Here is a 24,491-nt window from a genome sequence, read left to right on the forward strand (position 1 = left end):
CGCGGTTACGTGGGCTTCTGTGCGCTTACATGCGCTCGGGCGCGGACACGCCGATCACGGCGAGACCGTTCGCGAGCACGCGGCGCGTGGCCGCGAGCAGGGCGACGCGGGCGTCGCGCTCGGCGACGTCGTCGACGAGAACGCGTTCGGCATTGTAGAACGAGTGAAACTCAGCGGCGAGTTCGCGCAGGTAGAACGCCACGGCGTGCGGGGCGAGTTCGCTGGCCGCGTGCGTGAGCATGTCGGTGAATTCGCCGAGTTTCGCGATGAGCGCGAGCGCGCGCTCGCTCGACAGCGGCGCGAGATCGACCTTGGGCAGCGCGGCCAGATCGCCGCCGAACTTGCCCTGCCAGTCGCCGAGGATCGACGAGATGCGCGCGTGCGCATATTGCACGTAGTACACCGGGTTTTCGTCGTTTTCCTTCAGCGCGAGGTCGATGTCGAACACGAATTCGGTGTCGGCCTTGCGCGAGATGAGGAAAAAGCGCACGGCGTCGCGGCCGCGGCGGATGGTCGCTTCGTCGAGCAGATCGGGCGAGACCTCGCTGCCGGGGTTCGCGCCGCCCGACCATTCGATCAGGTCGCGCACCGTCACGTAGCTGCCCGCGCGCTTGGAGATCTTCACCTCCTGGCCGTCGCGCATCACCGTGACCATCTTGTGCAGCACGTAGTCGGGATAGCCCTTCGGAATGCCGATGCCGAGCGCTTGCAGGCCCGCGCGCACGCGCGCGATGGTGCCGTGGTGGTCGGAGCCCTGCACGTTGATGACCTTCGTGAAGCCGCGCTCCCACTTGGTGACGTGGTAAGCGACGTCAGGCAGGAAGTACGTGTAGGTGCCGTCGGACTTGCGCATCACGCGGTCCTTGTCGTCGCCGTAGTCGGTGGTCTTGAGCCACAGCGCGCCGTCCTGCTCGTAGGTCTCGCCCGAGGCGACCAGCGCCTCGACGGTCTTTTCCACGCGGCCTTCGGTGTAGAGCGACGACTCCAGGTAGTAGCGGTCGAACTTCACGCCGAACGCCTGCAAGTCGAGATCCTGCTCGTGGCGCAGATAGGCCACGGCGAAGCGGCGGATCGCTTCGAGGTTCTCGGGGTCTTTCTCGCCCGTGACGGGCTCGCCGTCCTTGGCCGTGACGGTTTCGCCCGCGAGATAGTCGCGCGCGATGTCGGCGATGTATTCGCCGTTGTACGCGGCCTCGGGCCATTCGGCGTCGCCGGGCTTGAAGCCGCGTGCGCGCGCCTGGGTGGAGACGGCGAGGTTGCCGATCTGCACGCCTGCGTCGTTGTAGTAGAACTCGCGGTGCACGTCGAAGCCTTGCGAGGCGAGCACGTTCGAGATGGCGTCGCCGAGCGCGGCCTGGCGGCCGTGGCCCACGTGCAGCGGCCCCGTGGGGTTGGCCGAGACGAACTCGACGAGCACGCGCTTGCCGGCTTCGCGCTGCGAGCGGCCGAATGCCTCGCCCTGCTCGAACACGGCGCCGATCACGGCGCGCTTCGCGTTGGCGGTCAGACGCAGGTTGATGAAGCCGGGGCCGGCCACTTCGGCCGCCTCGACGAGGCCGGCGGCCTCGGGCTGGGCGAGCGCGGCGTCGACGATCTGCTGGGCGAGCTGGCGCGGGTTCGCGCGCATGGGCTTGGCGAGCTGCATCGCGACGTTGCAGGCGACGTCGCCGTGCGCGGCGACCTTCGGGCGCTCGAGCGTGATCGCGGGCACGACGAATGCGGCTTCGCTCGCGCCTTCGGTGGCCTTCGCCACCTGGGCGACAGCTTGCGCGAGCAGGGTCTCCAGGGTGTGTTTCTGTGCGGGCAGCATGCTGGTTGCAAGTCCTGTGCGGGTAATGGGATGCGGGGCCGGCGTACCGTGGGCCTGGGCCCCGGCTTGCCGGCGCGGGCCGCCGGTACGGCTGCGGGCGCCGGCCTTGCGGCGAGATGCCGCGTTGGCTGGCGGCCTCGTTGCGGCAGGCGGCGTGGCGGCGCACTCGGGCGCCGCGCCCTGCGGGTAATTCCGTCCTGACGGATTTTAGCAGGTGCTAATATGTGAAATGAGGTAGCGCGACACGGGCCGCCTTGGCCCGCCTGGCTTCGCAGGCCGGGAAGTCAGGCGCGGATCCGAAAAATCATAAAGGGAACAGACATGCTGGTTACTTTTAAATGTCACGCGGCGCCCGACGTCACGATGCTGGAGAACCTCGCACAATACCTCCTCGGCATTATCGGCAAGCGGCTCGGCCCGCACGGCGTGATTACCCATGACGAACTCGACACCGCTATCGCCAAGCTCGAAGCGGCCATCGCCACGGACAAGAAAGAGCGCCACGAGCAGGAAGGCCACTATCACGAAGGCGAGGATGGCCACTTGCATCACGAACTGCCGGTCGGCCTCGCGCAACGCGCCTTCCCGTTCCTCGACATGCTGCGCGCTGCGAAGAAGGAAGAAAACGATATCGTTTGGGGCATCTGACGCGCCCGAACTGCGCGGCGCCACGGCGGCTGCGCGCGACTTCCGCGATTCCAAAAGCAACGAGCCCGCATGTGCGGGCTCGTTGCTTTTATGCGGGGCGTGTCGCCTCGAATCACTCGCTGGCGGCCGCGGGTTCGGCGGCGGAGGCGGCCGACTTCTTCTCCTTTTTCTTCTTCGGCTTCTTCACGTGCTTTTCGGTGGGCGCCGAGTACGACGACACCGGGCTTGCCTGCTGCGGGGCGGCCGGCTGGGCGAACGATGGCTGCGCGAGCGCCGCGACGCCGAAGGCGGTCAACATCAACATCAGCTTCTTCATACGATTTTCTCCGTCGTGGTTGCTGCGATTTTGCGTTTTAAGGATTTGCTGATAATCGAGCCGGCGCGGCGGCGCACCCGGTGTGGCGCCATGCCCGGCCGGGCCATCTTACAAAGCCGAAAAATTGCGCGCGCGTAATCTTCACCTTGCCGGATGGCGTATGTCGGGCGGTGACAACAGAGGGCGCGCAGCGGGGAGAAGCGCGCCGCCCGAGGCGGCGCGCGGCGGTGCCTAGAGTTGCGGCGCGAGCGCGCGGCGCGCGTCCTCGTCGGAGAGCGACATGCGGCGGGCGTAGTCGGCAAGCTGGTCCTGGCCGATCTTGCCCACCGAGAAGTAGGTGCTGTCCGGGTGCGCGAGGTAGAAGCCCGAGACGCTGGCCGCCGGCAGCATGGCCAGCGACTCGGTCACGCTCATGCCGATCTCGCCCGCTTGCAGGACGTCGAACATGTCGCGCTTCACGAGGTGGTCCGGGCAGGCCGGGTAGCCGGGCGCCGGGCGAATGCCCGCGTACTTCTCGGCGATCAGCGCGTCGTTGTCGAGCGTTTCGCTCGCGGCGTAGCCCCACAGGTCGCGGCGCACGCGTGCGTGCATCGCCTCGGCGTACGCTTCCGCGAAGCGGTCCGCGAGCGCCTTGAGCATGATCGCGCTGTAGTCGTCGTGGTCTTTCTCGAACTGCGCTTCCTTCACGTCCACGCCAATGCCCGCCGTGACCGCGAACATGCCGATGTAGTCGGCCACGCCCGAGTCCTTCGGCGCGATGAAGTCGGCGAGCGAGCGGTTCGGGCGCATCACGCCGTCCACCACGGGGCGCACCGACTGCTGGCGCAGGTTGCGCCACGTGAGCGCGACTTCACTGCGCGATTCGTCGGTGTAGATCTCGATGTCGTCGTCGTTGACCGTGTTGGCGGGCAGCAGGGCGATCACGCCGTTCGCTTGCAGCCAGCGGCCTTGAATGAGGCGCGAGAGCATCGACTTCGCGTCGGAGAACACGCGGCGCGCCGACTCGCCCACGATCTCGTCGTTGAGGATCTGCGGATACGGACCGGCAAGATCCCACGTCTGGAAGAACGGACCCCAGTCGATGTAATTCGCGAGCTCGTTCAGGTCGAAGTTCTTGAACACGCGGCGGCCGATGAACTTCGGCTTCACGGGCTGGAAGTTCGCCCAGTCGATCTTCGTCTTGTTCGCGCGCGCTTCTTCGAGCGTCACGAGCGGCGTGGCCTTCTTGTTCGCGTGCTGGTCGCGAATGCGGTCGTAGTCGGTCTTGAGATCGTCGATGAACTTCGTTGCGCCCTCATCCGAAAGCAGGCTCGACGCGACCGAAACCGAACGCGACGCATCCGGCACGTACACGACCGGGCCTTCGTAGTGCGGCGCGATCTTCACGGCCGTATGCACGCGCGAGGTGGTCGCGCCGCCGATGAGCAGCGGAATCTTCTTGATGCGGAAGTAGTCGTCGCGCTGCATTTCGCTCGCCACGTAGGCCATTTCCTCGAGCGACGGCGTAATGAGCCCCGAGAGGCCGACGATATCCGCGCCTTCGACCTTCGCCTTCGCGAGGATCTCGTTGCACGGGACCATCACGCCCATGTTGACCACTTCGAAGTTATTGCACTGGAGCACCACCGACACGATGTTCTTGCCGATGTCGTGCACGTCGCCCTTCACGGTCGCGATGACGATCTTGCCCTTCGCGCGCACGTCGGCGCCCGATTCGGCGAGCAGGCGCTTTTCTTCCTCGATGAACGGAATCAGGTGCGCCACGGCCTGCTTCATCACGCGCGCCGACTTCACCACCTGCGGCAGGAACATCTTGCCCTGGCCGAACAGGTCGCCGACGATGTTCATGCCGTCCATGAGCGGGCCTTCGATCACGTTGATCGGCCGCCCGCCCGCGCCCATGATCTTCACGCGCGCTTCTTCGGTGTCCTCGACAATGAAGTTCGTGATGCCGAGCACGAGTGCGTGCGCAAGACGCTTTTCCACGTCCTGGTTGCGCCACTCCAGGTTCTCTTCCTTCTTCGCGGCGCCCGTCTTGAACTTGTCGGCGATTTCGAGCAGGCGGTCGGTCGCGTCCTCGCGGCGGTTGAGCACCACGTCTTCCACGCGCTCGCGCAACTCGGCGTCGAGGTCGGCATACACGCCGAGCTGGCCCGCGTTCACGATGCCCATGTCCATGCCCGCCTGGATGGCGTGATAGAGGAACACGGTGTGGATCGCCTCGCGCACGGGGTCGTTGCCGCGGAACGAGAACGACACGTTCGACACGCCGCCACTGATCTTCGCGTAGGGCAGGTTCTGCTTGATCCAGCGCGTGGCGTTGATGAAGTCCACGGCGTAGTTGTTGTGCTCCTCGATGCCCGTGGCCACCGCGAAGATGTTCGGGTCGAAGATGATGTCCTCGGGCGGGAAGCCCACTTCGTTCACGAGGATGTCGTAGGAGCGCTTGCAGATTTCGGTCTTGCGCGCGAACGTGTCGGCCTGGCCCTGTTCGTCGAACGCCATCACCACGCTCGCCGCGCCGTAGCGGCGAATCAGCTTCGCGTGATGCACGAACTGCTCGCGGCCTTCCTTGAGCGAGATCGAGTTGACGATGGCCTTGCCCTGCACGCATTGCAGACCCGCTTCGATCACGTCCCACTTCGACGAGTCGATCATGATCGGCACGCGCGCAATGTCGGGCTCGGAGGCGATGAGGTTCATGAAGCGCACCATCGCCGCCTTCGAGTCGAGCATGGCTTCGTCCATGTTGACGTCGATGACCTGCGCGCCGTTCTCGACCTGCTGGCGCGCAACGGCGAGCGCCTCGTCGAACTGGCCGTTGAGAATCATCCGTGCGAACGCCTTCGAGCCGGTCACGTTGGTGCGCTCGCCCACGTTGATGAACAGCGTGCCTTCGGTCACGTTGAAGGGTTCGAGGCCGGAAAGGCGCAGGGTATGGTCAGTCATGGCGTGGGACCGGATCGTAGGTTGTCGTGTGTGAGCGGGGGCTTTCGAGCGAGAGGGGAGCGGCGATCAAACGGCGCTCAGGCGGCGTCGCGATACTGGCCGGGCCAGCGGCGCGGCTTGATCTCGGCGAGCGCTTTCGCGATGGCCGCGATGTGCTCGGGCGTCGTGCCGCAGCAGCCGCCCGCCACGTTCACGAGACCGGCGCTCGCGAATTCCTTGAGCAGTCCGGACGTGTCGGCGGGCAATTCGTCGAAGCCCGTGTCGCTCATCGGGTTGGGCAAGCCCGCGTTCGGGTAGCACGAGACATAGGTGTCGCACAGCTTCGCGAGCTCGGCGATGTACGGGCGCATGAGCGCCGCGCCCAATGCGCAGTTCAGGCCGAACGTGAGCGGCTTCGCGTGGCGTAGCGAGTTCCAGAACGCTTCGACGGTCTGGCCCGAGAGAATGCGGCCCGAGGCGTCGGTCACGGTGCCCGAGATCATGATCGGCAGGTTCTCGCCGGTGTCTTCGAAAAGCTGGTCGAGCGCGAACAGCGCCGCCTTGGCGTTGAGCGTGTCGAAGATCGTCTCGACGAGGAACAGGTCGCAGCCGCCGTCCATGAGCGCCTTGGCCTGCTCGTAGTACGCGTGGCGCAGTTCCTCGAACGTGACGTTGCGCGCGCCCGGATCGTTCACGTCGGGCGAGATGCTCGCCGTTTTCGGCGTCGGCCCGATCGCGCCCGCGACGAAGCGCGGCTTGTCCGGCGTCGAGTACTTGTCGCACGCGGCGCGCGCGAGCTTCGCCGACTCCACGTTCATCTCCACGGCCAGTTCGCCCATGCCGTAATCGTCCTGGGCCACCGTGGTCGCGCCGAACGTGTTGGTCTCGATGATGTCCGCGCCCGCCGCGAGGTATTGCTCGTGAATCTCGCTGATGATCTGCGGCTGCGTGAGCGAGAGCAGTTCGTTATTGCCCTTGATGTCGCGCGGGTAATCCTTGAAGCGCTCGCCGCGGTAGGCGGCTTCGTCGAGCTTGTAGCGCTGGATCATCGTGCCCATCGCGCCGTCGAGAATCACGATGCGCGAGGCGAGCTGCGCGGGAAGCGCTGCGCCGCGCGTGTATTTGGCGTCTGCGGCGGGGCGCGAGGCGTGCGAGGCTTGGGCTGCTGGCTGGTTCATGGGTCGCGGGCGGGCGTGGCGCCGGTTGGACTGGGAAACCCATTATTGTAGCCGCAGCCGGGGCGGCCCGCTGGCCGGGGGATCGCCCGTCATGCCCGGCGGGCCGGGCGGGCAGCGGGGGCCGCGTGCGGCGAAGGGCCAAAAGAAAACCCCGCCCGGCCAAAGCCGGACGGGGTTTCGTGCGGAGGACGCCGCGCGTTGAGTGCCGCTGGGTGCGCGCGCGCGTCAGTGAAGCACGACGGGTTGCTGCATGAGGCTGTCGAATTGCCCGAGAAATTCGTCGACTTCGTCGAGCGACTGATCTTCTTTCATCAGCTTTTGCACGTCTTCGCGAAAACGCGCCGCCATCACGCCGTCAATGAAGATCTCGCGGCGCGCATTTTTGTCGACGATTTCATAGCCGCCCGCGCGCATGGCGCTGTGGCCGTCCTGCGGAGGAAACTCGACGACGCAATAGTTGGGGCTGTTGTAGATCATTTGCATGGCGACACTCCTTTTTCCTGTGCTCCCTGACCTTCTCGGCCAATACTTGGAGCGTTCGTTCTGGAATTCAAGGGGTGGGTTCCGCATCACCTCTTATGTGGACTGCTCTCCCTTTTCGCTTGCACTTCGACTGCGTCTGCTGCCACTGCGGTAATGCCTTTCGTTCGAACTGCTTAGACCAACTGCTTGAGAAACGTTTCCAGCAACGCCGTGAAACGATGCGACTCTTCTACCGGGGCCAGATGCGCTGCATCGAGCACCACGAAATGCGACCCCTCTATGGCGCGCGCCAGCGCCTGCGTGAGCGTGGCGGGCGTGCCGTTGTCGAAGCGGCCCGCAACGGCGAGCGTGGGCACGCGCAGTTGCGCGAGACGCGCCGCGGCGTCGAAGTCGCGCAATGCTTCGCAGGCCATTGCATAGCCTTCCGAAGGGGTCCGTAATAAAACGTCACAAATTTGCTGCACGGTTTGCGCGTGCGCGTGGCGAAAGTCTTCGGTGAACCAGCGCGCCATCGTCGCGTCGGCGAGCGCCGCGAGACCGTCGCGCCGCACGGTGGCCGCGCGCTCGTTCCAGGTCGCGCGCGCTTCGGGGGGCGTGTGGCTCGCCGTGTCGCATAGCGTGAGCGTGATGACGCGGTCGGGGTAGTCGAGCGCGAACTGCTGCGCGATCATGCCGCCCATCGACATGCCGACGAGATGCGCCTGCTCGATGCCGGTTGCGTCGAAGAGCGCGGCGAGGTCGGCGGCCAGTTGCGCGAAGCCGAACGGCTCGCTTGCCACCGCGCTTGCGCCGTGGCCGCGCACGTCGTAGCGCAACACGCTATGGCGATGGCGGAAATGTCCGGCGAGCGTGTCCCACACGGAAAGATCGCCGCCCAGTTGGTGAATGAACGCCAGCGCGGACCCGCCGCTCCTGTCGTCGAAGACATAGTGCGTATCGATGCCGTTGACAGTCACTTGCATGGGTTCCTCCTTCGCCTTCCAGGCTGGGAGTCAAGCCGTTTGCGAGGTACTGCGTGCACGCGATGCCAGGTGCAGCAAGCCGCGCGCCCAAAGCTCGCGGATGAAGCGCGTTGCGATGTTCGTTACCTTGTAGGTCGCGTCCCTGTTTGCTGCGTCGTTTGTTGTGCAGGCGCTGCTTTTTGTCCGCTATTTGCAGCGTGATTTCGTGTTGGTGCCGTGTTGGTCACTGAGTGCGCGCGGTGCCGTGCTGTCGCGTTCTTCTTGCGTATCGTCTGTTAATTTTTCGGCCCCTGGGCCGTGGTTCATGCCGCGCACAAGGCCTTGCAGTCATCGCCGCAAGGCACGATTCCAGTATGCGCTATTTCGTGCGTTCATGTCGTGAAGCGGGCTGCCCGAATGGCAGTGTTCGTGCGCTTGCGCGCTCAAGGGTGCTCGGGCGCGGGGCCGGGTGAGGTGGTGGAAGGTTCTGCGCCATCCACCGGCGTTTGCGGCATGGATTCTGTCTGCATATTCGCCGAGGGAGCGGCGGGTTGCATCGGCGCTTGGGGCGCGGGTTGTGCCTGTGATTGTCCCTGCGATGGCGGCTGCGCTTCGCCTGGCTGCGCGGGCGGCATTGCGGATTGTGGCGATGTTGTGTCGGGCGTTGCGTTTGGCGTGACGGCGGGTGCTGTCCCGGGCGCTTCGTTTGGCGCGGCGTTGGATGTTGCGCCTGGCGTGGCCGTGGCCGCGTCGGGCGTTGGCGCGCTCGCGTTCTGTGCGGCGGCCGGCACCGTGAGCGCGCCGCGCCACACCAGCTCGAACTGCGTGCCGTTTGGCTCGGTCTGCAAGAGCCGCACCGGCAGCCAGCCGAGCGAGGGCGCAAGCCACACGTCGATGCGTCGCTTGTCGCCCTCGCGGCGCGGCAGGCGCATGAAGTGGCGCGCCGTGACGTAGCCATGATCGGTGCCCACCGTTTCGTCGCCGATCGTGGTGATGGGCCAGGTCTCGCCGCTGTCGTTGTCGGCCACATAGAACTCGCGCGTGACGCCGGGCTTATACGCGTCGGGGTCGCCGCGCACGAGACTCGCGAGCTGCATGATCATGCTGAAGCGGTCTTGCGCGCCATCGCTCAGCGCGAGCGAATCAGGCGTGCGCGTGAAGACGATCTGCTTGTCCGTGCGATTGAACACCGTCACGTTCGAGGGGCGATGGCCGCGCGTTTCGATGTACTGATCGGGTGCGAGGCCAAAGGCGTCGACGTGGCCCTTGCTCGTCCAGGTAAAGGTGCCGACGAAGGGCAAGGGCACGGACACGACCATCTCGTAGCGCTGGCCGTCGCTCGACCAGTGGATCGTGCCGGGCTGATTGCGCACGCCGTTATAGAACGTGTCGTATTGCAGCTCGCCCGATGGCGGCACCGAGAATTTCACGCCGTGCGAAGCCTGCGTGGCCTGCGCCGAGGGTTGCTTGCCGTTGCCGGGCGCGGCGCTCGCCGTGCCGCTGCCACCGGCGCCCGCGGCGGGGGCCGAAGCGGCGGCTTCGGGCGCGGAGGCCGCCTGCGTGTCGGGCTTGGCCGCCGGCGGCGAGGCGGGCGTTTTGGGATGCGGTTTGGGCGGCGTGATCGCCCGCAACGTGTGCGGCTCGGCGGGCTTGGGCGCGGGTTTCGGCGCGGCCGCCTGCGGCGCGGGCGCGGGACCGGCGGGCCGTGCCTCGCGCTCGATGCGCTCGGGCTTGAGCAGCGCCACCTGCACCGGCACGCGCACATGCGCGGCGCTCGGCGGTGCGCCGTGATGCCGCTCGAACCACTCGGCCGCGAGCCAGTGCAGCGCCGTCACCGCGATGAACACGCCGATCCAGCGCCACGGGCGCGTGCGCCGCGGCGTGTGTGCGTCGTGGTTCTGGCGGCGTGCCTCGCGTGAGGCGGCGGAGGTGGACATCGGGCGGGTCGTGGCGTTCGTGACGTTTCTGGGCGTCGGGGCGGCGTGGGTACACACGCTAATGTGACACAACCCGCCGGGTGCGCGCAGAAAGCGGCGCGCTCACGAAGCGGGCCCGGCCGCCCACCGGCATCGCGAATGCCGGCGTTCAGCGCGGCGTCGGACTGTACCCCAATTCGTACGAAATCTTTTCGGCACAGGTGCGCAGCGCGGTATCGACCACGCCGTTCCACTCGATGTCGAACGCGCCCTCGTGACCGAGCGCGATCAGCCCAAGCGCGAGGTCGCCGCTCGCGTCGAACACGGGCGTGCAGAACGCGTGGATGGTCGGCAGCAGCATGCCTTCCACGCGCGCCGCGCCGTGCTCGCGCACCTGGGCGAGCGCGACTTCGAGCGCCTGCGCCGTGCGCGGCGTCGAGCCGTACGAGTAGTGCTGCGCGCCCGCGAGCTCGCGCTCGATCATCGGCGCGGTCTTGCTGCGCGGCAGGTAGGCGGCGAACAGCAGGCCGGTGGCGGAGCTGAGCATCGGCATCACGTCGCCGAGTTTCAGCGACGCCTTCGCGGGGTGGCTCGACTCCATCCAGTGCACGACGGTCGGCCCCTGGTTGCCCCACACGGCGATGCCCAGGGTGATGTCGAGCGTGTCGCGCAACCCGGCGAGCGCGATGCGCGCGAGCTTCACGCCATCCACGCGTGCCAGGCGCGCGAGACCGAGCTGCAACGCGAAGCCGCCCAGTTCGTAGCGCCCCGAGAGCGGGTCTTGCGCGACCATGCCGAGGCGCATGAAGCTCACGAGGTAGCGGTGCGCCTTCGCCGGGCTCATGCCCGCGCGCTGCGCGAGGTCGCGCAGCATCATGGCGCGCGGTTCGTCGGTCAGCACTTCGAGCAGGCGAAAGCCCACTTCGATCGACTGGATGCCGGAGCGCAGCTTTTCTTCGCCGCCTTCGGCGCTTTCCGTGGAATCCGCGGACTCCGCCGCTTCGGCGGTGTCGAGGGCTTCGGCGAGGTCGTCGGCGTGCGGGGCGCGAGCGGTGCTCGCGCGCGGCGAGGCGGATCGGACGGTGGTCGGCATGGAGGCGTTGGGGTTCGGGAAATGCGACGGGCGGCGCACCCGCTTGGGTCGCGCCGATTCACCATCGTAGAATACATTTCCCTTATCGTCACTCACGTCTGACTCCATGAAACTTGCCACGCTGAAGGACGGCACCCGCGACGGGCAACTGATCGTCGTTTCCCGCGACCTGCGCAGCGCCGCCATTGCCGATGCGATCGCGCCCACGCTCCAGCGCGTGCTCGACGACTGGCGCTTCTACGCCCCGCAGCTCGCCGAGCTTTATGACGCGCTCAACCACGGCCGCGCGCGCAACGCGTTCAGCTTCGACGCGCGCAACTGCATGGCGCCGCTGCCGCGTGCCTACCAGTGGGCGGACGGTTCGTCGTACGTGAATCACGTGGAGCTGGTGCGGCGCGCGCGCGGCGCGGAAATGCCCGCCGAGTTCTGGACCGACCCGCTCATGTACCAGGGCGGCAGCGACGACTTCATCGGGCCGTGCGACGACATCGAGTGCGCGTCCGAGGCGTTCGGCATCGACTTCGAAGCCGAGGTGGCCGTGTTCACGGGCGACGTGCCGATGGGCGCGAGCCCCGACGAAGCGCTCAGGGCCGTGCGCCTCGTCACGCTCGTCAACGACGTGTCGTTGCGCAATCTCATTCCTGCGGAACTCGCGAAGGGCTTCGGCTTTTTCCAGAGCAAGCCGGCGAGCGCCTTCGCACCGGTTGCCGTCACGCCCGACGAACTCGGCGAGCACTGGCGCGAAGGCCGCGTGCATCTGCCGCTGCTTGTGCACTGGAACGGCAAGAAGGTCGGCCAGCCCGACGCGGGCACCGACATGGTGTTTCACTTCGGCCAGTTGATCGCGCACGCCGCGAAAACGCGCAACCTGCGCGCGGGCGCCATCGTCGGCTCGGGCACGGTCTCGAACAAGGACGCCAAGCGCGGTTACTGCTGCATCGCCGAGAAGCGGTGCCTCGAGATGATCGAGAGCGGGCAGGCGAGCACGGAGTTCATGAAGTTCGGCGACAGCGTGAAGATCGAGATGCTCGACGAAGCGGGCAAGTCGATCTTCGGCGCGATCGATCAGGCCGTGGCGCCGCTTCACGGCGAGTCGTGAAGCCAGCGACAAGCCAGCGCTGAAGGGTTTCGCCGGATGCCGCGCGCCACGCGTGCGGCTACACTGGCGAACACCCTTTTTTCTTCAAAGCGATCGAGGAGACCGGCACAACCCCAAGCCCTGGCCGCACGCAGTATCCGAAGCCGTACGCAGAATACGCTCGCCCCAACACGAGGAGACCCCGTGAACGCCACTCGCCCCAGCCGTCTTGCTGCACGCATTGCCCTGCTTTTCAGCCTCTGCGCGCCCACGCTCGCGCTAGCACAAATCAAGATCGGCCTCGTCCTTTCGCTCACCGGCCCGGCCGCTTCGCTGGGCATTCCCGCGCGCGACACCGCCGCGATGCTGCCCACCGAGATCGCCGGGCAGAAAGTCCAGTACATCGTGCTCGACGACGCCTCCGACACGACCCAGGCCGTGCAGGACACCAAAAAGCTCATCGACGAACAGCACGTCGACGCGATCATCGGCTCGTCGATCACGCCCAATTCGCTGGCGATGCTCGACGTGATCGCGCAGGGCGAGACGCCCACCATCTCGCTCGCTTCGTCGGCGAAGATCATCGAACCGGTGGACGACAAGCGCCACTGGATGTTCAAGACGCCGCAAACCGACGCGATGATGGCCGGCGCGATCATGGAGCACGCGGCCGCGCACAACGTGAAGACGCTCGCCTATATCGGCCAGGCCGACGCGCTCGGCGAAACCTTCTACGCCGAGATCGCGAAGGCCGCGCAGCAGCGCGACATCAAGCTCGTTGCGAACGAGCGCTTCAACCGCACCGATCCGAGCGTGACGGGCCAGGTGCTCAAGATCGTCGCGGCGCATCCCGACGCCGTTGTGGTGGGCGCGGCCGGCACGCCCGCCGCGCTGCCGCCCAAGGCGCTCAAGGAGCGCGGCTACAAGGGCCTCATCTATCACAACCACGGCGTGGGCAACCGCGACTTCCTGCGCGTGTGCGGCGCGGACTGCAACGGCACCTTCCTGCCCGCGAGCCCCGTGCTCGTGGCCGCGCAACTGCCCGAGGACCGTCCCGGCCGGCGTCACGCGCTCGACTATATTTCGCGCTACGAAGGACGTTACGGCGCGGGCACGGTGTCGGCGTTCGGCGCTTACACGTGGGATGCGGGGCTCCTGCTCGGCAACGCGATTCCTGTTGCGCTGAAGTCGGCCGCGCCCGGCACGCCCGCGTTTCGCCATGCGTTGCGCGACGCGCTGGAAGCCACGCGCGGGTTGCAGGACACCAACGGCGTGGTCAACATGAGCGCCACCGATCACCTCGGCCTCGACGCGCGGGCGCGCGTGATGGTCGAGATCCGCGACGGCAAGTGGATCTATCAGCCGCATTGACGTTATTTCCAAAGCATCAGTAATCCGAAGCAAAGGAGGGCCAGCCCATGAACGATCCTTTTTATGCCCACTACCACGCCCTGCGCGTGCGGCGGCACGAGCACGGCATCGTCGAGATCGTGATGAGCGGCGAGGGTGCGAACAAGAGCGGCCTCGCGACCGCCGACGCCCACATGCACCGTGAGCTGGCCGAGATCTGGCGCGACGTGGACCGCGATCCCGATGCGCGCGTCGCCGTGATTCGCGGCGAGGGCAAGGGCTTTTCGGCGGGTGGCGATCTGCAACTCGTCGAGGACATGGCTACGCATTTCGATGTGCGCGCACGCGTGTGGCGCGAAGCGCGCGATCTCGTCTACAACGTGATCAACTGCGGCAAGCCCATCGTCTCGGCCATGCACGGTCCCGCCGTGGGCGCGGGGCTCGTGGCGGGCCTGCTCGCCGACATTTCGATCGCCACGAAAACGGCGCGCATCATCGACGGGCATACGCGCCTCGGCGTCGCGGCGGGCGACCACGCGGCCATCGTGTGGCCGCTCCTGTGCGGCATGGCGAAGGCGAAGTACTACCTGCTGCTGTGCGAGCCGGTGAGTGGCGAGGAGGCGGAGCGTATCGGCCTCGTCTCGCTCGCCGTGGACGAGAACGACTTGCTGCCGAAGGCGTTCGAAGTGGCGAAGCGCCTCGCCAACGGTTCGCAAACCGCGGTGCGCTGGACCAAGTACGCGCTCAACAACTGGCTGCGCATGGCGGGGCCGAACTTCGACACGTCGCTCGCGCTCGAATTCATGGGCTTCGCCGGGCCCGACGTGCGCGAGGGCGTGCAGTCGCTGCGCGAGCGGCGCGCGCCGCAGTTTCCGGGCGGCGATCCGTTCTGATTGTCCGCGCGCGGCGGGCGTGGCGTCGCACGATGTTCACACGCCGCGCCGCCATGCGCGCGCTATCATCGAAGAAGCGGGTTTGCGCGCGCCGCCGCGCGAGGCATGACGCGGCGCGCATACGCGCATCCGACCACTTACCAATGCGAGGGAGATCCGCATGACCGACCCAGCAGGCTCCATGCCGCCGTTCCCGGGCTTTCCCGGCTTTCCGCCCGCCGAGATGCTCGACCGCATGTGGGGGATGATGCGCCTCACGCCGTTCGGCAGCGCCTTTCCCGGCAGCGAGCCGGGCGTGGCGCAAGCCTTCGGCCCGTCGCTGTCGATGATGTCCGACATGATGACGCCGCTCACCAACATCGAGGAGCTCGACAAGCGCATCACCGATCTGCGCGCCGTCGAGCAATGGCTCAAGCTTAACCTCGGCATGCTGCAATCCGCCATTCAGGCGCTCGAAGTGCAGCGCGCCACGCTCTCCACGCTGCGCGCGTTCGGCGCGTTCGCGCAGGCGCAGATGAACCCGTCGCCGGCCGAATCCGAACCGGCGAAAGCGGGCTTCGCGCGCGAGCGGGCCGCCGAGCCCGAAGCCGCGAGCGCGGCCGACGCCCCCGACGGCTCGGCCTCCGCGCCGCCGGGCTTCGACGCGGCCTCGTGGTGGAACCTCGTGCAGGCGCAGTTCAACCAGCTCGCGCAATTCGCGATGGCGCAGCCCGCCGCCGCGGCGCAGGCGGCCGCCGATGCGGTGAGCGAGGCGCAAACGCAGGGCGAGGCCGCCGCAGCAGCAGCAGCCGCGGCCGCAAAACGCAGCGGCAGCGGCAGCAGCACGGCCAAACGCAGCAGCAGTAGCAATACCGGCACCGGCACGCGCAGCAGCGCGCCGCGCGGGGCGAAGAAGGCGCCGGCGCAGCCGGAATAAGGCGCGCGGCGTCAGGAAGAACCGTCCCGCGGGACGACAACACGGGGAGCGTCGGCGTCATGCGGCTTGCGCTCGTGATGATGGGCGGCGGCGCGCGCGCGGCTTACCAGGCCGGCGCGTTGCGCGCGCTTGCCGAGCTGGCCGCCGAGGCCGAGCCCGCGCGCCGCGCCATGCCCTTCACGGTGATCTGCGGCACCTCGGCGGGCGCGATCAACGCCACCTCGATCGCGAGCCACGCCGACCAGTTCGCGCACGGCGCGGCGCACCTCGTCGATGTCTGGTCGAACATGCGCGCCAACCAGGTCTATCGGACCGACTGGCCCGGCGTGGCGGCCGCGGGCGCGCGCTGGCTCGCCACGCTCGCATTCGGCTGGGCCGCCGGCAGCGTGGGCGCGCGTGCCGCGCCGCGCACGCTGTTCGACAGCACGCCGCTCGCGCAGATGCTGCCGCACACACTCAACTTCCACCGCATCGAGCAGATGCTCGACGAGCGCCTGCTGTATGCGCTCGCCGTCACGGCGCTGAGCTACTCGTCCGGGCGGCATGTCACGTTCTACCAGGCCTGCGAGCCGATCAGCGCATGGCGGCGCGCGCAGCGCACGGCGCGCATGGTCGCGCTCACGCCGAAGCACCTGCTCGCGTCGGCGGCCATTCCGTTCATGTTCCCGGCCGTGCGCCTCGAACTCGACGGCCGCCACGAATACTTCGGTGATGGCTCGATTCGCCAGATCGCGCCGCTTTCGCCCGCCATTCATTTCGGCGCGGGGCGCATTGTCGTGCTGGGCGCGGCCGCACCCACGCCCGAGGTGCCCGCCGCGCGCCCCGACATCGACGTGTATCCGACGCTCGCGCAAATCGGCCAGCAGGTGCTCGCGAGCGTGTTCCTCGATTCGCTTGGCGCGGACATCGAGCGCATCGAGCACGTCAATCGCATGGTGTTGCAATTGCCGCACACGGTGGCGCCCGAAAGCGGCTGGCGACACGTGGAAGTGCTCGCGATCGCGCCGAGCGAGCGCATCGAGTTGATCGCCGCGCGCCATCTCCAGCAGTTGCCGCGCTCGGTGCGTATGCTGCTCGGCGCGGTGGGCGGCAATCGCGCGTCGGGCGCGGCCTTCGCGAGCTATTTGCTGTTCGAGCGGGAGTTCACGCGCGAGTTGATTGAGTTGGGTTATCGCGATACGCAAGCGCAACGCGAAGTTCTTTTGACGTGGCTCAAAACTCCAACGGACGGCGCAGCGATGGATTTGGGGCTGCTCCGGAAGTGAAAGACCGGCATGCTATTATTGTGTAAGGTTTTTCTGGTCAATTTGACGGAGTGTCAGGGGCGTCACGCGCTTCGCAGCGCGGGTTCCACGGCATTCACGGGCGCAGTGCTGGCCCGCCGGAAAAGCCGCCGGCAAGATGTGGCGGACGGGGCAGTCAGTGTGTTGGGCGGGATTTGGCCAGCTTTTGGCATGCATGCGGCATTCTGTCGCATCGCCCGACAAAGACGCCACAGGCCTTGCGGGAACGCCGGGCGCGCCGTGCCAAAAGCGCGGCGAACGGCCGGCAAGACACGCGGTTATCGGCAGTGATCAGCAGTTTCAGGCAGCCGGGTTCGAGGCACGGAGCAGCTACCCAGAATCCACGACGGCGCCTTTCATTCCGGTTGGCTGGATTGTCGTGGGGCAACGCCGAATGCGTTGCCCGTTCGTACGATTGCGTCCAGGGGGCCGGATACCGCGTAAAATTAAATGCTTTTTTGCCAGCGCGCCGCGTCATGAGACGCGGATCCCGCGGCACGCTACGAATTCGTCATGCGCGCGTTTTGCGCAGATCAGGGGCGGGACTATGAACACGATGCTTTATCCGGAACTTTACAAATCGCTCGAATCGGTCCGTTGGGACATGGAAAAGGACATTCCCTGGGACAAGTTCGACGCGTCGCTCCTTACCGACGAGCAGGCCGCGACCATCAAGATGAACGCGATCACCGAGTGGTCGGCGTTGCCCGCGACGGAAATGTTCCTGCGCGACAACCACCACGACAGCGACTTCTCGGCGTTCATGAGCGTGTGGTTCTTCGAAGAGCAGAAGCATTCGCTCGTGCTCATGGAATACCTGCGCCGCTTCAAGCCGGAAATGGTGCCGACCGAGGAAGAGCTGCACGCCGTGCGCTTCGAGTTCGATCCGGCGCCGCCGCTCGAAACGCTCATGCTGCACTTCTGCGGCGAAATCCGCTTGAATCACTGGTATCGCCGCGCTGCCGAATGGCACACGGAGCCGGTCATCAAGGCGATCTACGAAACGATTTCGCGCGATGAAGCGCGCCATGGCGGCGCGTACCTGCGCTACATGAAGAAGGCGCTCAACAATTTCGGCGACGTCGCGCGCGCGGCGTTCGCGAAGATCGGCGTGCTGATGGCCTCGGCGCGCCGCACCGAGAAGCCGCTGCACCCCACGAACCTGCACGTGAACCAGGCGCTGTTCCCGCGCGACACGGTGCAGTCGCGCCTGCCCGACCCGGAATGGCTCGAGCGCTGGCTCGACGAGCAGATCCGTTTCGACGACGGCTGGGAAAAGAAAGTGATCGAGCGCATTCTGCACAACCTCTCGATCCTGTTCGAACGCACGTTCAACACGGCGCAGGAACTGAACCGCTATCGCAAGGAAGTGGTTCAGCGCCTGCAAGCCGAGCAGGGCACGCAGCAGCCGGCCTGACGCGCCAGCACAACTCGCGTGCGCGCCGCTTCGTGCCCCATTGGCGGCGCGGTGCGCGCAGGACGGCCCGTAGCGCTTTTCGCGTGACGGGCCGTTTTCATTGGTGCTTTCCACTCGCGTGCCGGTCAGTGGCTTGACTGATCCTGATCGGCGCCTTTTATCCGAGCCTCATTCCATGCCCGCTACTTTCGAACGCAAGATCACGACCCGCGAAGCGCTCGCGCAACTGCGCGCCTCGCTGCCCGGCCCGGTGGTGTTCACCAACGGCGTATTCGACATCCTGCACCGCGGGCACGTCACCTATCTCGCCGACGCGAAGGCGCTCGGCGCCACGCTGATCGTGGGCGTGAACAGCGACGCTTCGGTGAAGATGCTCGGCAAGGGCGACGACCGCCCCATCAACAACGAGAACGACCGCATGGCGCTGCTGGCGGCGCTGGAAAGCGTGGACTGGGTGGTGCAGTTCGGCGAGCGCACGCCGATCGAGCTGATCGAGGCCGTGCATCCGGACATTCTCGTGAAGGGCGGCGACTACGACATGGACGCGCTGCCCGAGTCGGCCGTGGTGCGCGGCTGGGGCGGGCGCGCGCTCGCGATTGCGTTCGAGCACGACCGCTCCACCACGAAGCTGCTCCAGAAGGTGCGGGCGCAGGAAGGCGCGAAGTAAGTTTCGAAGTCGAGCCGCCCGGCTGCGGCTCAACTGGGGCTCAACTACCTCTCAACTGCGGCTTACTGCGCGAGGCTCGACGCCTGCACGGCCGGGTCCGCCACCGGGCCGCCCACGGTCGGCAGGTCCGCCGATTCGGAGGGCCGGATCGCCTTCACCACGAGCCGCTCAGGGTGGATCTGCCGGTTCAGGTGCTGGGTTTCGCGCGAGCCCGACGCGGGCGTCGGGCCGAACATGCCGCCAATTGCCGCGAAAGCCAGCAGGTTGGCAAGAATCAGGATGGCGAGCAGCCAGCGCAGCATCGTGTGAAGCTCCGTCGATTTCGTTTGTTCAGATCAGATCAAGGCGCGGCGCTCAGGACTGCGCCGCGATGAGCGCCAGCCCGGCGAGGACCAGCGCGTCGTGGCGAGTATGCGGCACCTTGAGCGCCGCTGTCACTTCCGCCGCTGCGCCGCCGCTCACCACGAGCCGTACCGGCATTTTCCACGCATCTTGCAAATCCGCCCAGGCGCGCTCGATGAGCGCCGCCTGCGCGAGCGCGCAGCCCGCCGAAATCGAGCTGCGCGTGTCGGTGGCGAAGGCGATGCCGGGGGGCGGCGCATCGGCCATGCCGCCCGCCACCACGGGCAGTTGCGCCGTGTGCTCGCCGAGCGAGCGCATCATGAGCGTGAAGCCCGGCGCGATCAGGCCGCCAACAAACGTGCCGTCCGCACGCAGCGCTTCGAGCGTGGTGGCCGTGCCGAAGGTCGCGATGAGGAGCGGCTCGCCCGGATACGCCGCGTGCGCGCCGATCATGCCGGCCCAGCGGTCGCTGCCGAGCGCGTCGGGCGTGGTGTAGCTGTTGGTCACGCCGCCCTGGCGCGCGCAGGCGCGCACGGCGGTGCGCGCGAGACCGGGCCAATGCGCTTCGACGAGCGCGTCGAGCCGTTCTCCCACGGCCGCGCCCGCGACGTTCGAGATCCATGCGCCGGAAGGCCGTGGCAGTCCCGGCCATGCTTCAGGGCAGGCTTGCGCGGCGTCGGCGCCTTCGTCGCGCACGTGGTCCATCGCGCCCGCATGCAGGCGCGACCCGTCCGGTGCGACCAGCGCCCATTTGATCCGGCTGTTGCCTGCGTCGATCAGCAGATATGGGCCGCGGCTCATGCGCCGCCGTCCGCGAGCCGCAGCGACACGTCACCGGTCGTGACGGTCTCGCGCCCGTTCGGCGTATCGAGGAGCAACTGGCCGCGCTCGTCCACGCCGGCCGCCTTGCCGCGCATCAGTTCCTTGCCTTGCTCGTAGAGGGCGACCTCGCGGCCCGCGTACGCATGGCACGCGTTCCAGCGCGCCTGGAAGGGCGCGAAGCCCGCCGCGCCGAAGCGTTGCAGCGCGTCTTCAAGCGCGTTGAGCTCGGCGGCGAGGGTGTCGGTGAGGTTGGCGTTCGGCCACGCGCGCGACAGTGCCGTGGGCGTCGTGCCGGGCACGGCGGCCGTGCTGCCGCCCGCGGCGTTGAGCGCCTCGACTTTGGCGTTGAGCGCGTCTTCGCCGCGCACGTTCGTGCCGATGCCGATCACGACCGCGGTGGCGTCCGCCGTGCTCCAGGCCGTCTCCACGAGTATGCCCACCAGCTTGTCGCCTTCGAGCAGCACGTCGTTGGGCCACTTGAGCGCGATCTGGCCGGGCGCGGTCACAGGCAGCGTGCGCAAGCCGTCCACGAGCGCCGAGCCGATGGCGAGGCTCAGGCCCGCGAGCCCTTCGATCGGGCGCGGCAGCACGCAGCCAATCGAGAACAGCAGCGCGTCGCCGGGTTGCGCGACCCAGGTGCGGCCGCGCCGGCCGCGGCCCGCCGTTTGCAGGTAAGCCACGCGCACGATCGGGCGCGCCAGGGCGTCGCGCTTTTGCGGCAGCGCCTTCAGGCGCGTCATCAGGTCGGCGTTGGTCGAGCCGGTTTCCTCGACGATCTCGATGGGCCAGTCGTGCGCGGCGGGGCCGAACAGCGTGATCGCGCGGTTGCGGTCGATGCGCCAGTCGCCGGCGCTCGGGGTATCGGGGGTGGGGGGCGTCGCGTTCATGTCTCGTATTGTAGTGGCTGGGGCGCGGGCAGCAGCGCCCGGCTTCGTTTGCCCCGGATTTCGCGCTCCGTGTGCCCGAAAAGTGAGCAATTCACAGGCAATCCACAGTTGGCTCACAGCTTATCCACGGAATCATCCACAGGTCGCGGCCGTTCGCTCCCCAGGCGGATTGGCGCCCAATCTGCTTAACTCTTAGTCAATTCACAGCGTACCCACAGGGGGTCCACACGTTATCCAGAGAGTTACCCACAATCCGTTCGCCATTCGTTTGCCCGCAATGCGCGTTCGGGCCGCCGAAACGGGGCTCGTTCGCTACAATGTTTGCTCACCCCGATCCGTCGAGTGCACACCCTTGAATCAAGACACGCCGCCCGGCCTTGAAGTCACGGCCGGCACCCGCGGAAAAACCGTGCGCCTGTCCGGCCAGTGGACCGCGCTCGCGCTCGCGCGCGACCGCGACCAGGGGGGCGCTGCGACGCGTCTGCGCGCGCTCGCCGACGAGCACGTCGGCGAATGGGATCTCTCGGGCGTCGAGCGCATGGATCACGTGGGCGGCCAGGCGCTCTGGCGCATCTGGGGCCACAAGCTGCCGGCGGATCTCGTCGACCTCACGCAGACGCAGCGCGACATCTTCGAGCGCATCGCGCTGCTCGATTCGGTGCGCGAGGCGCCCGAGCGCATCGTGCGCATCGATCCGATCACCCAGCTCGGCCTCGCAATCTTTTCGTTCTTCGACCACCTGTACGGCGGCATCTCGATGTTCGGGCGCGTGATCCTCGATCTGCTGCTCGTGCTGCGCAAGCCGAAGGTCACGCCCTGGATCGAGATTTCGGCGAACATTTACAACGCGGGCGCCCGCGCGCTGCCGATCACGGCGCTCGTCGCGTTCCTGATCGGCATCGTGCTGTCGTACCTCTCGGCGCAGCAATTGCGCCTCTTCGGCGCGAACCAGTTCATCGTCAATATTCTTGGCCTCGCGGTGATCCGCGAACTGGGGCCGGTGCTCTCGGCGATTCTCGTGGCGGGGCGCTCGGGCTCGGCCATCACGGCGCAGATCGGCGTGATGCGCGTGACCGAGGAACTCGACGCCATGCGCGTGATGGGCATCTCGCACGGCCTGCGCCTGATCCTGCCGCGCGTGATCGCGCTGGGCATCGCCATGCCGTTGCTCGTGATGTGGACCGACATCATTGCGTTGCTAGGCGGCGCAATCGCGGCGAAGATCGTGTTGGGCATCGACATTTCGTGGTTCTTCCGCTCGCTGCCCAGCGTCGTGCCGATCGCCAACCTGTGGATCGGTCTCGGCAAGGGGGTGGCGTTCGGCATGCTGGTGGCGATCGTGGGCTGTCATTTCGGCTTTCGCATCAAGGCGAATTCGCAGAGCCTGGGCGAGGGCACGACCACGTCGGTCGTCACGTCGATCACGATCGTGATCCTCGCCGACGCCGTGTTCGCGATTCTGTTCCAGAACGTGGGGCTGTCATGAGCACGACCGGCACGATTGGCACGATGAGCACGATTGCCGCGACCAAAACCACCGGCACGATCACTACGCCGCTCAAGGAGGTCGCGCAGGACCTGCCGCTGCCCGCCATCGGCGAGCCGGTGATCGAGGTGGAAAACCTCACGAAGCGCTATGGGCGCAACATCATCCACCAGCATCTGAACCTCGAGGTCCGGCGCGGCGAGATCGTCACGCTCGTGGGCGGCTCGGGTTCGGGCAAGACCACGCTCGTGCGCCAGATCCTCGGGCTCGAGCGGCCGACCTCGGGCACCATCAAGATGTTCGGCGAGAACATCTCGACCATCGACGCCGAACGCGCCCGCCTCATGCGCACGCGCACCGGCATGCTGTTCCAGCAAGGCGCGCTGTTCTCGTCGCTCACGGTGTTCGACAATATCGCGCAGCCGGTGCGCGAGCTCGGCAAGGTGCCGGCCGCGCTGATGCGCGACATCGTGATGCTCAAGCTCGAAATGGTCGGGCTGCCGTGCAAGCACGCTTCGAAAATGCCCGCCGCGCTCTCGGGCGGCATGATCAAGCGCGTGGGCCTTGCGCGCGCCATCGTGCTGGAGCCGGAACTGCTCTTTCTCGACGAACCGACGGCCGGGCTCGACCCGCGCTCCTCCGACGAAGTGGTGGAGCTCATCAGCACGCTGCACCGCGCGCTCGGCCTGACCGTCGTGCTGGTCACGCACGACCTCGACGCCATGGTCGCGCTTTCCACCCGTGTGGCCGTGCTGGCCGAGCGCAAGGTGCTGGTGGCCGCGCCCGTGGAGGAGGCGGCGTGCGTCGATCATCCGTTCATTCGCGAATATTTTCTGGGCATGCGCGGGCGCCGTGCGCTCCAGGCGCTGCCGCCCGAGCGGCGCGCGAAGCTGCCGCCGGCGGCGCTCGCCTCGGCGTCGGTGGGAGCGAGACCGTGCTAGGACACGCCATTTACCGGCGCGCCGCGGCCGCCAATGAAGGAATCTGACGATGGAAAACAAACCGCATGCGTTCTGGGCGGGCATGTTCACGATAGGCTTGCTGGTCGTGATCGGGCTGGCGGTCATCTTCTTCAGCGCCGACCGCGCGGTGCGCGTGCCGTACGACCTCATCTCGCGTTCCAGCGTGACGGGGCTGTCGCCGGACGCGGCGGTGCGCTATCGCGGTCTCGACGTGGGCAAGGTGCAGACGATCAATTTCGATCCCAAGCGGCCCGGCACGATCCGTATCCGCATCCTCGTCGACAAGCGGGCGCCCATGACGCGCTCGACCTACGGCACGCTCGCGCTCCAGGGCGTGACGGGCATCGCCTTCGTGCAGCTCGACGACAACGGCATCGACCTCTCGCCGCTGCATTCCTCGGAGGCGCATGTGGCCGAACTGCCGCTGCGGCCGGGTCTGCTCGACCAGCTCCAGCGCCGCGGCGACGCACTGTTGCGCAAGCTCGACCGCATTGCGGGCGACATCGACGACATGCTCTCCGAAGACAACCGCAAGCAGGTGATGGCGGCCGTGAACAGCCTCCAACAGGCCGCGAGCAGCGTGAACGGGCTCGCCCAGCAGCTCGAGCCCACCACGAAGCAGTTGCCGGGAGCGGTGAGCGAGTTGCAGCGCACGCTGCACTCGACCAACACGCTCATCACGAGCATGAATCGCCCCGATGGCCCGTTCCAGACCAATCTGAACAAGGCCGGGACGGCGGCGGCCCAGGCGGGCCAGGCGCTCACTTCGATCGACGCCTCGATCCAGGATCTCTCGGCGCGCGTGGGCTACGACACGCTGCCGCGCGTCGATTCGCTGACCGACGACGTGCGCTCGGCCATGCGCTCCGTGGACCGCGCGGCGGGCACCTTCAGCAAGAGCCCGCGCAGCGTGCTGTTCGGCGGCGCGCCGCAGCCGGCGCCGGGGCCGGGCGAGCCGGGCTTCGTCTGGCCTGCCGCCTCAGGGTCGAATGCGGGGACGAAATGAGCCACATGCAAGCGCCGGAACCGCAAAGGATCCCCAAAGGAAACGCAATGTCACGCACACCACGTCTGC

At 67.2% G+C, this 24,491-nt stretch carries 22 protein-coding genes; 11 read left to right on the plus strand and 11 right to left on the minus strand.

Annotated features, from left to right (window positions below):
• Positions 1-25: 25 nt before the first annotated feature.
• On the minus strand, positions 26-1,810 hold the full coding sequence (gene argS, locus C7402_RS02310; protein WP_112170223.1) for an arginine--tRNA ligase: 1,785 nt from the start codon (positions 1,808-1,810) through the stop codon (positions 26-28).
• A 321-nt stretch (positions 1,811-2,131) separates the two neighbouring features.
• Between argS and C7402_RS02315 the strand changes: the two genes are divergently transcribed.
• Complete coding sequence (locus C7402_RS02315; RefSeq protein ID WP_112170224.1) at positions 2,132-2,458, plus strand: DUF1840 domain-containing protein; 327 nt, start codon at positions 2,132-2,134, stop codon at positions 2,456-2,458.
• A 112-nt stretch (positions 2,459-2,570) separates the two neighbouring features.
• Here the strand turns inward: C7402_RS02315 and C7402_RS02320 are convergent, their stop codons facing one another.
• From C7402_RS02320 to C7402_RS02350, 7 genes are all read right to left on the minus strand, one after another.
• Positions 2,571-2,774, minus strand: a complete 204-nt coding sequence (locus C7402_RS02320; protein ID WP_112170225.1) for an acid-shock protein — start codon at positions 2,772-2,774, stop codon at positions 2,571-2,573.
• 231 nt (positions 2,775-3,005) lie between these two features.
• Entirely contained in the window at positions 3,006-5,723 is a 2,718-nt protein-coding gene (gene metH, locus C7402_RS02325) for a methionine synthase (protein ID WP_116609493.1), read from the minus strand.
• 77 nt (positions 5,724-5,800) lie between these two features.
• Positions 5,801-6,880: a homocysteine S-methyltransferase family protein gene (locus tag C7402_RS02330; protein ID WP_112170227.1), complete on the minus strand. Its 1,080-nt coding sequence runs from the start codon at positions 6,878-6,880 to the stop codon at positions 5,801-5,803.
• Positions 6,881-7,105: 225 nt separating this feature from the next.
• The gene (locus C7402_RS02335; RefSeq protein ID WP_112170228.1) at positions 7,106-7,363 is read right to left on the minus strand and encodes a BTH_I0359 family protein; all 258 of its coding nucleotides are present in this window, start codon (positions 7,361-7,363) and stop codon (positions 7,106-7,108) included.
• 173 nt (positions 7,364-7,536) lie between these two features.
• Positions 7,537-8,325 (minus strand): 3-oxoadipate enol-lactonase, encoded by a 789-nt coding sequence (gene pcaD / locus C7402_RS02340; RefSeq protein WP_116609494.1) that lies wholly within the window; start codon positions 8,323-8,325, stop codon positions 7,537-7,539.
• Positions 8,326-8,747: 422 nt separating this feature from the next.
• Complete coding sequence (locus C7402_RS02345) at positions 8,748-10,241, minus strand: DUF3108 domain-containing protein (RefSeq protein ID WP_116609495.1); 1,494 nt, start codon at positions 10,239-10,241, stop codon at positions 8,748-8,750.
• Between the two features lie 148 nt (positions 10,242-10,389).
• On the minus strand, positions 10,390-11,313 hold the full coding sequence (locus C7402_RS02350; RefSeq protein WP_116609496.1) for an IclR family transcriptional regulator: 924 nt from the start codon (positions 11,311-11,313) through the stop codon (positions 10,390-10,392).
• A 106-nt stretch (positions 11,314-11,419) separates the two neighbouring features.
• On the opposite strand from C7402_RS02350, the gene C7402_RS02355 reads away from it, so the two are divergent.
• The 7 genes from C7402_RS02355 to rfaE2 all read left to right on the plus strand — a co-directional run bounded on the left by C7402_RS02355 (position 11,420) and on the right by rfaE2 (position 18,917).
• Positions 11,420-12,412, plus strand: a complete 993-nt coding sequence (locus C7402_RS02355) for a fumarylacetoacetate hydrolase family protein (protein WP_116609497.1) — start codon at positions 11,420-11,422, stop codon at positions 12,410-12,412.
• Between the two features lie 183 nt (positions 12,413-12,595).
• Positions 12,596-13,762, plus strand: coding sequence for an ABC transporter substrate-binding protein (locus tag C7402_RS02360; RefSeq protein ID WP_224038877.1), 1,167 nt, complete (start codon positions 12,596-12,598; stop codon positions 13,760-13,762).
• A 47-nt stretch (positions 13,763-13,809) separates the two neighbouring features.
• Positions 13,810-14,634: an enoyl-CoA hydratase/isomerase family protein gene (locus tag C7402_RS02365; protein ID WP_116609499.1), complete on the plus strand. Its 825-nt coding sequence runs from the start codon at positions 13,810-13,812 to the stop codon at positions 14,632-14,634.
• Positions 14,635-14,794: 160 nt separating this feature from the next.
• A complete protein-coding gene (locus C7402_RS02370) occupies positions 14,795-15,550 on the plus strand; it encodes a PhaM family polyhydroxyalkanoate granule multifunctional regulatory protein (RefSeq protein ID WP_116609500.1) in 756 nt (251 codons plus the stop codon).
• A 59-nt stretch (positions 15,551-15,609) separates the two neighbouring features.
• Positions 15,610-16,815, plus strand: coding sequence for a patatin-like phospholipase family protein (locus C7402_RS02375; protein WP_116609501.1), 1,206 nt, complete (start codon positions 15,610-15,612; stop codon positions 16,813-16,815).
• 565 nt (positions 16,816-17,380) lie between these two features.
• Positions 17,381-18,250: a ferritin family protein gene (locus C7402_RS02380; RefSeq protein WP_112170237.1), complete on the plus strand. Its 870-nt coding sequence runs from the start codon at positions 17,381-17,383 to the stop codon at positions 18,248-18,250.
• Between the two features lie 175 nt (positions 18,251-18,425).
• Positions 18,426-18,917 carry a D-glycero-beta-D-manno-heptose 1-phosphate adenylyltransferase gene (gene rfaE2, locus C7402_RS02385; protein ID WP_112170238.1) on the plus strand — a complete coding sequence of 164 codons (492 nt, stop codon included), beginning with the start codon at positions 18,426-18,428 and terminating at the stop codon, positions 18,915-18,917.
• Positions 18,918-18,979: 62 nt separating this feature from the next.
• Here rfaE2 and C7402_RS02390 read toward each other — a convergent pair whose 3' ends face one another.
• The 3 genes from C7402_RS02390 to C7402_RS02400 are packed head-to-tail and all read right to left on the minus strand — an operon-like array spanning position 18,980 to position 20,968.
• Positions 18,980-19,219, minus strand: a complete 240-nt coding sequence (locus tag C7402_RS02390; RefSeq protein ID WP_112170239.1) for a hypothetical protein — start codon at positions 19,217-19,219, stop codon at positions 18,980-18,982.
• A gap of 52 nt (positions 19,220-19,271) precedes the next feature.
• Positions 19,272-20,060, minus strand: coding sequence for a type III pantothenate kinase (locus C7402_RS02395; RefSeq protein ID WP_112170240.1), 789 nt, complete (start codon positions 20,058-20,060; stop codon positions 19,272-19,274).
• The gene (locus tag C7402_RS02400) at positions 20,057-20,968 is read right to left on the minus strand and encodes a biotin--[acetyl-CoA-carboxylase] ligase (protein ID WP_116609502.1); all 912 of its coding nucleotides are present in this window, start codon (positions 20,966-20,968) and stop codon (positions 20,057-20,059) included. Before C7402_RS02400 ends, C7402_RS02395 begins: the two co-directional genes overlap by 4 nt.
• Positions 20,969-21,320: 352 nt before the next feature.
• On the opposite strand from C7402_RS02400, the gene C7402_RS02405 reads away from it, so the two are divergent.
• The 3 genes from C7402_RS02405 to C7402_RS02415 are packed head-to-tail and all read left to right on the plus strand — an operon-like array spanning position 21,321 to position 24,422.
• Entirely contained in the window at positions 21,321-22,454 is a 1,134-nt protein-coding gene (locus C7402_RS02405) for an MlaE family ABC transporter permease (RefSeq protein WP_116609503.1), read from the plus strand.
• Positions 22,455-22,513: 59 nt separating this feature from the next.
• Entirely contained in the window at positions 22,514-23,395 is an 882-nt protein-coding gene (locus C7402_RS02410; RefSeq protein ID WP_372460516.1) for an ABC transporter ATP-binding protein, read from the plus strand.
• Positions 23,396-23,444: 49 nt separating this feature from the next.
• Positions 23,445-24,422, plus strand: coding sequence for an MlaD family protein (locus C7402_RS02415; protein WP_112170243.1), 978 nt, complete (start codon positions 23,445-23,447; stop codon positions 24,420-24,422).
• Positions 24,423-24,491: the final 69 nt, after the last annotated feature.

It is taken from the genome of Paraburkholderia unamae (assembly GCF_003096875.1).
GTDB classification, from domain to species: domain Bacteria; phylum Pseudomonadota; class Gammaproteobacteria; order Burkholderiales; family Burkholderiaceae; genus Paraburkholderia; species Paraburkholderia unamae.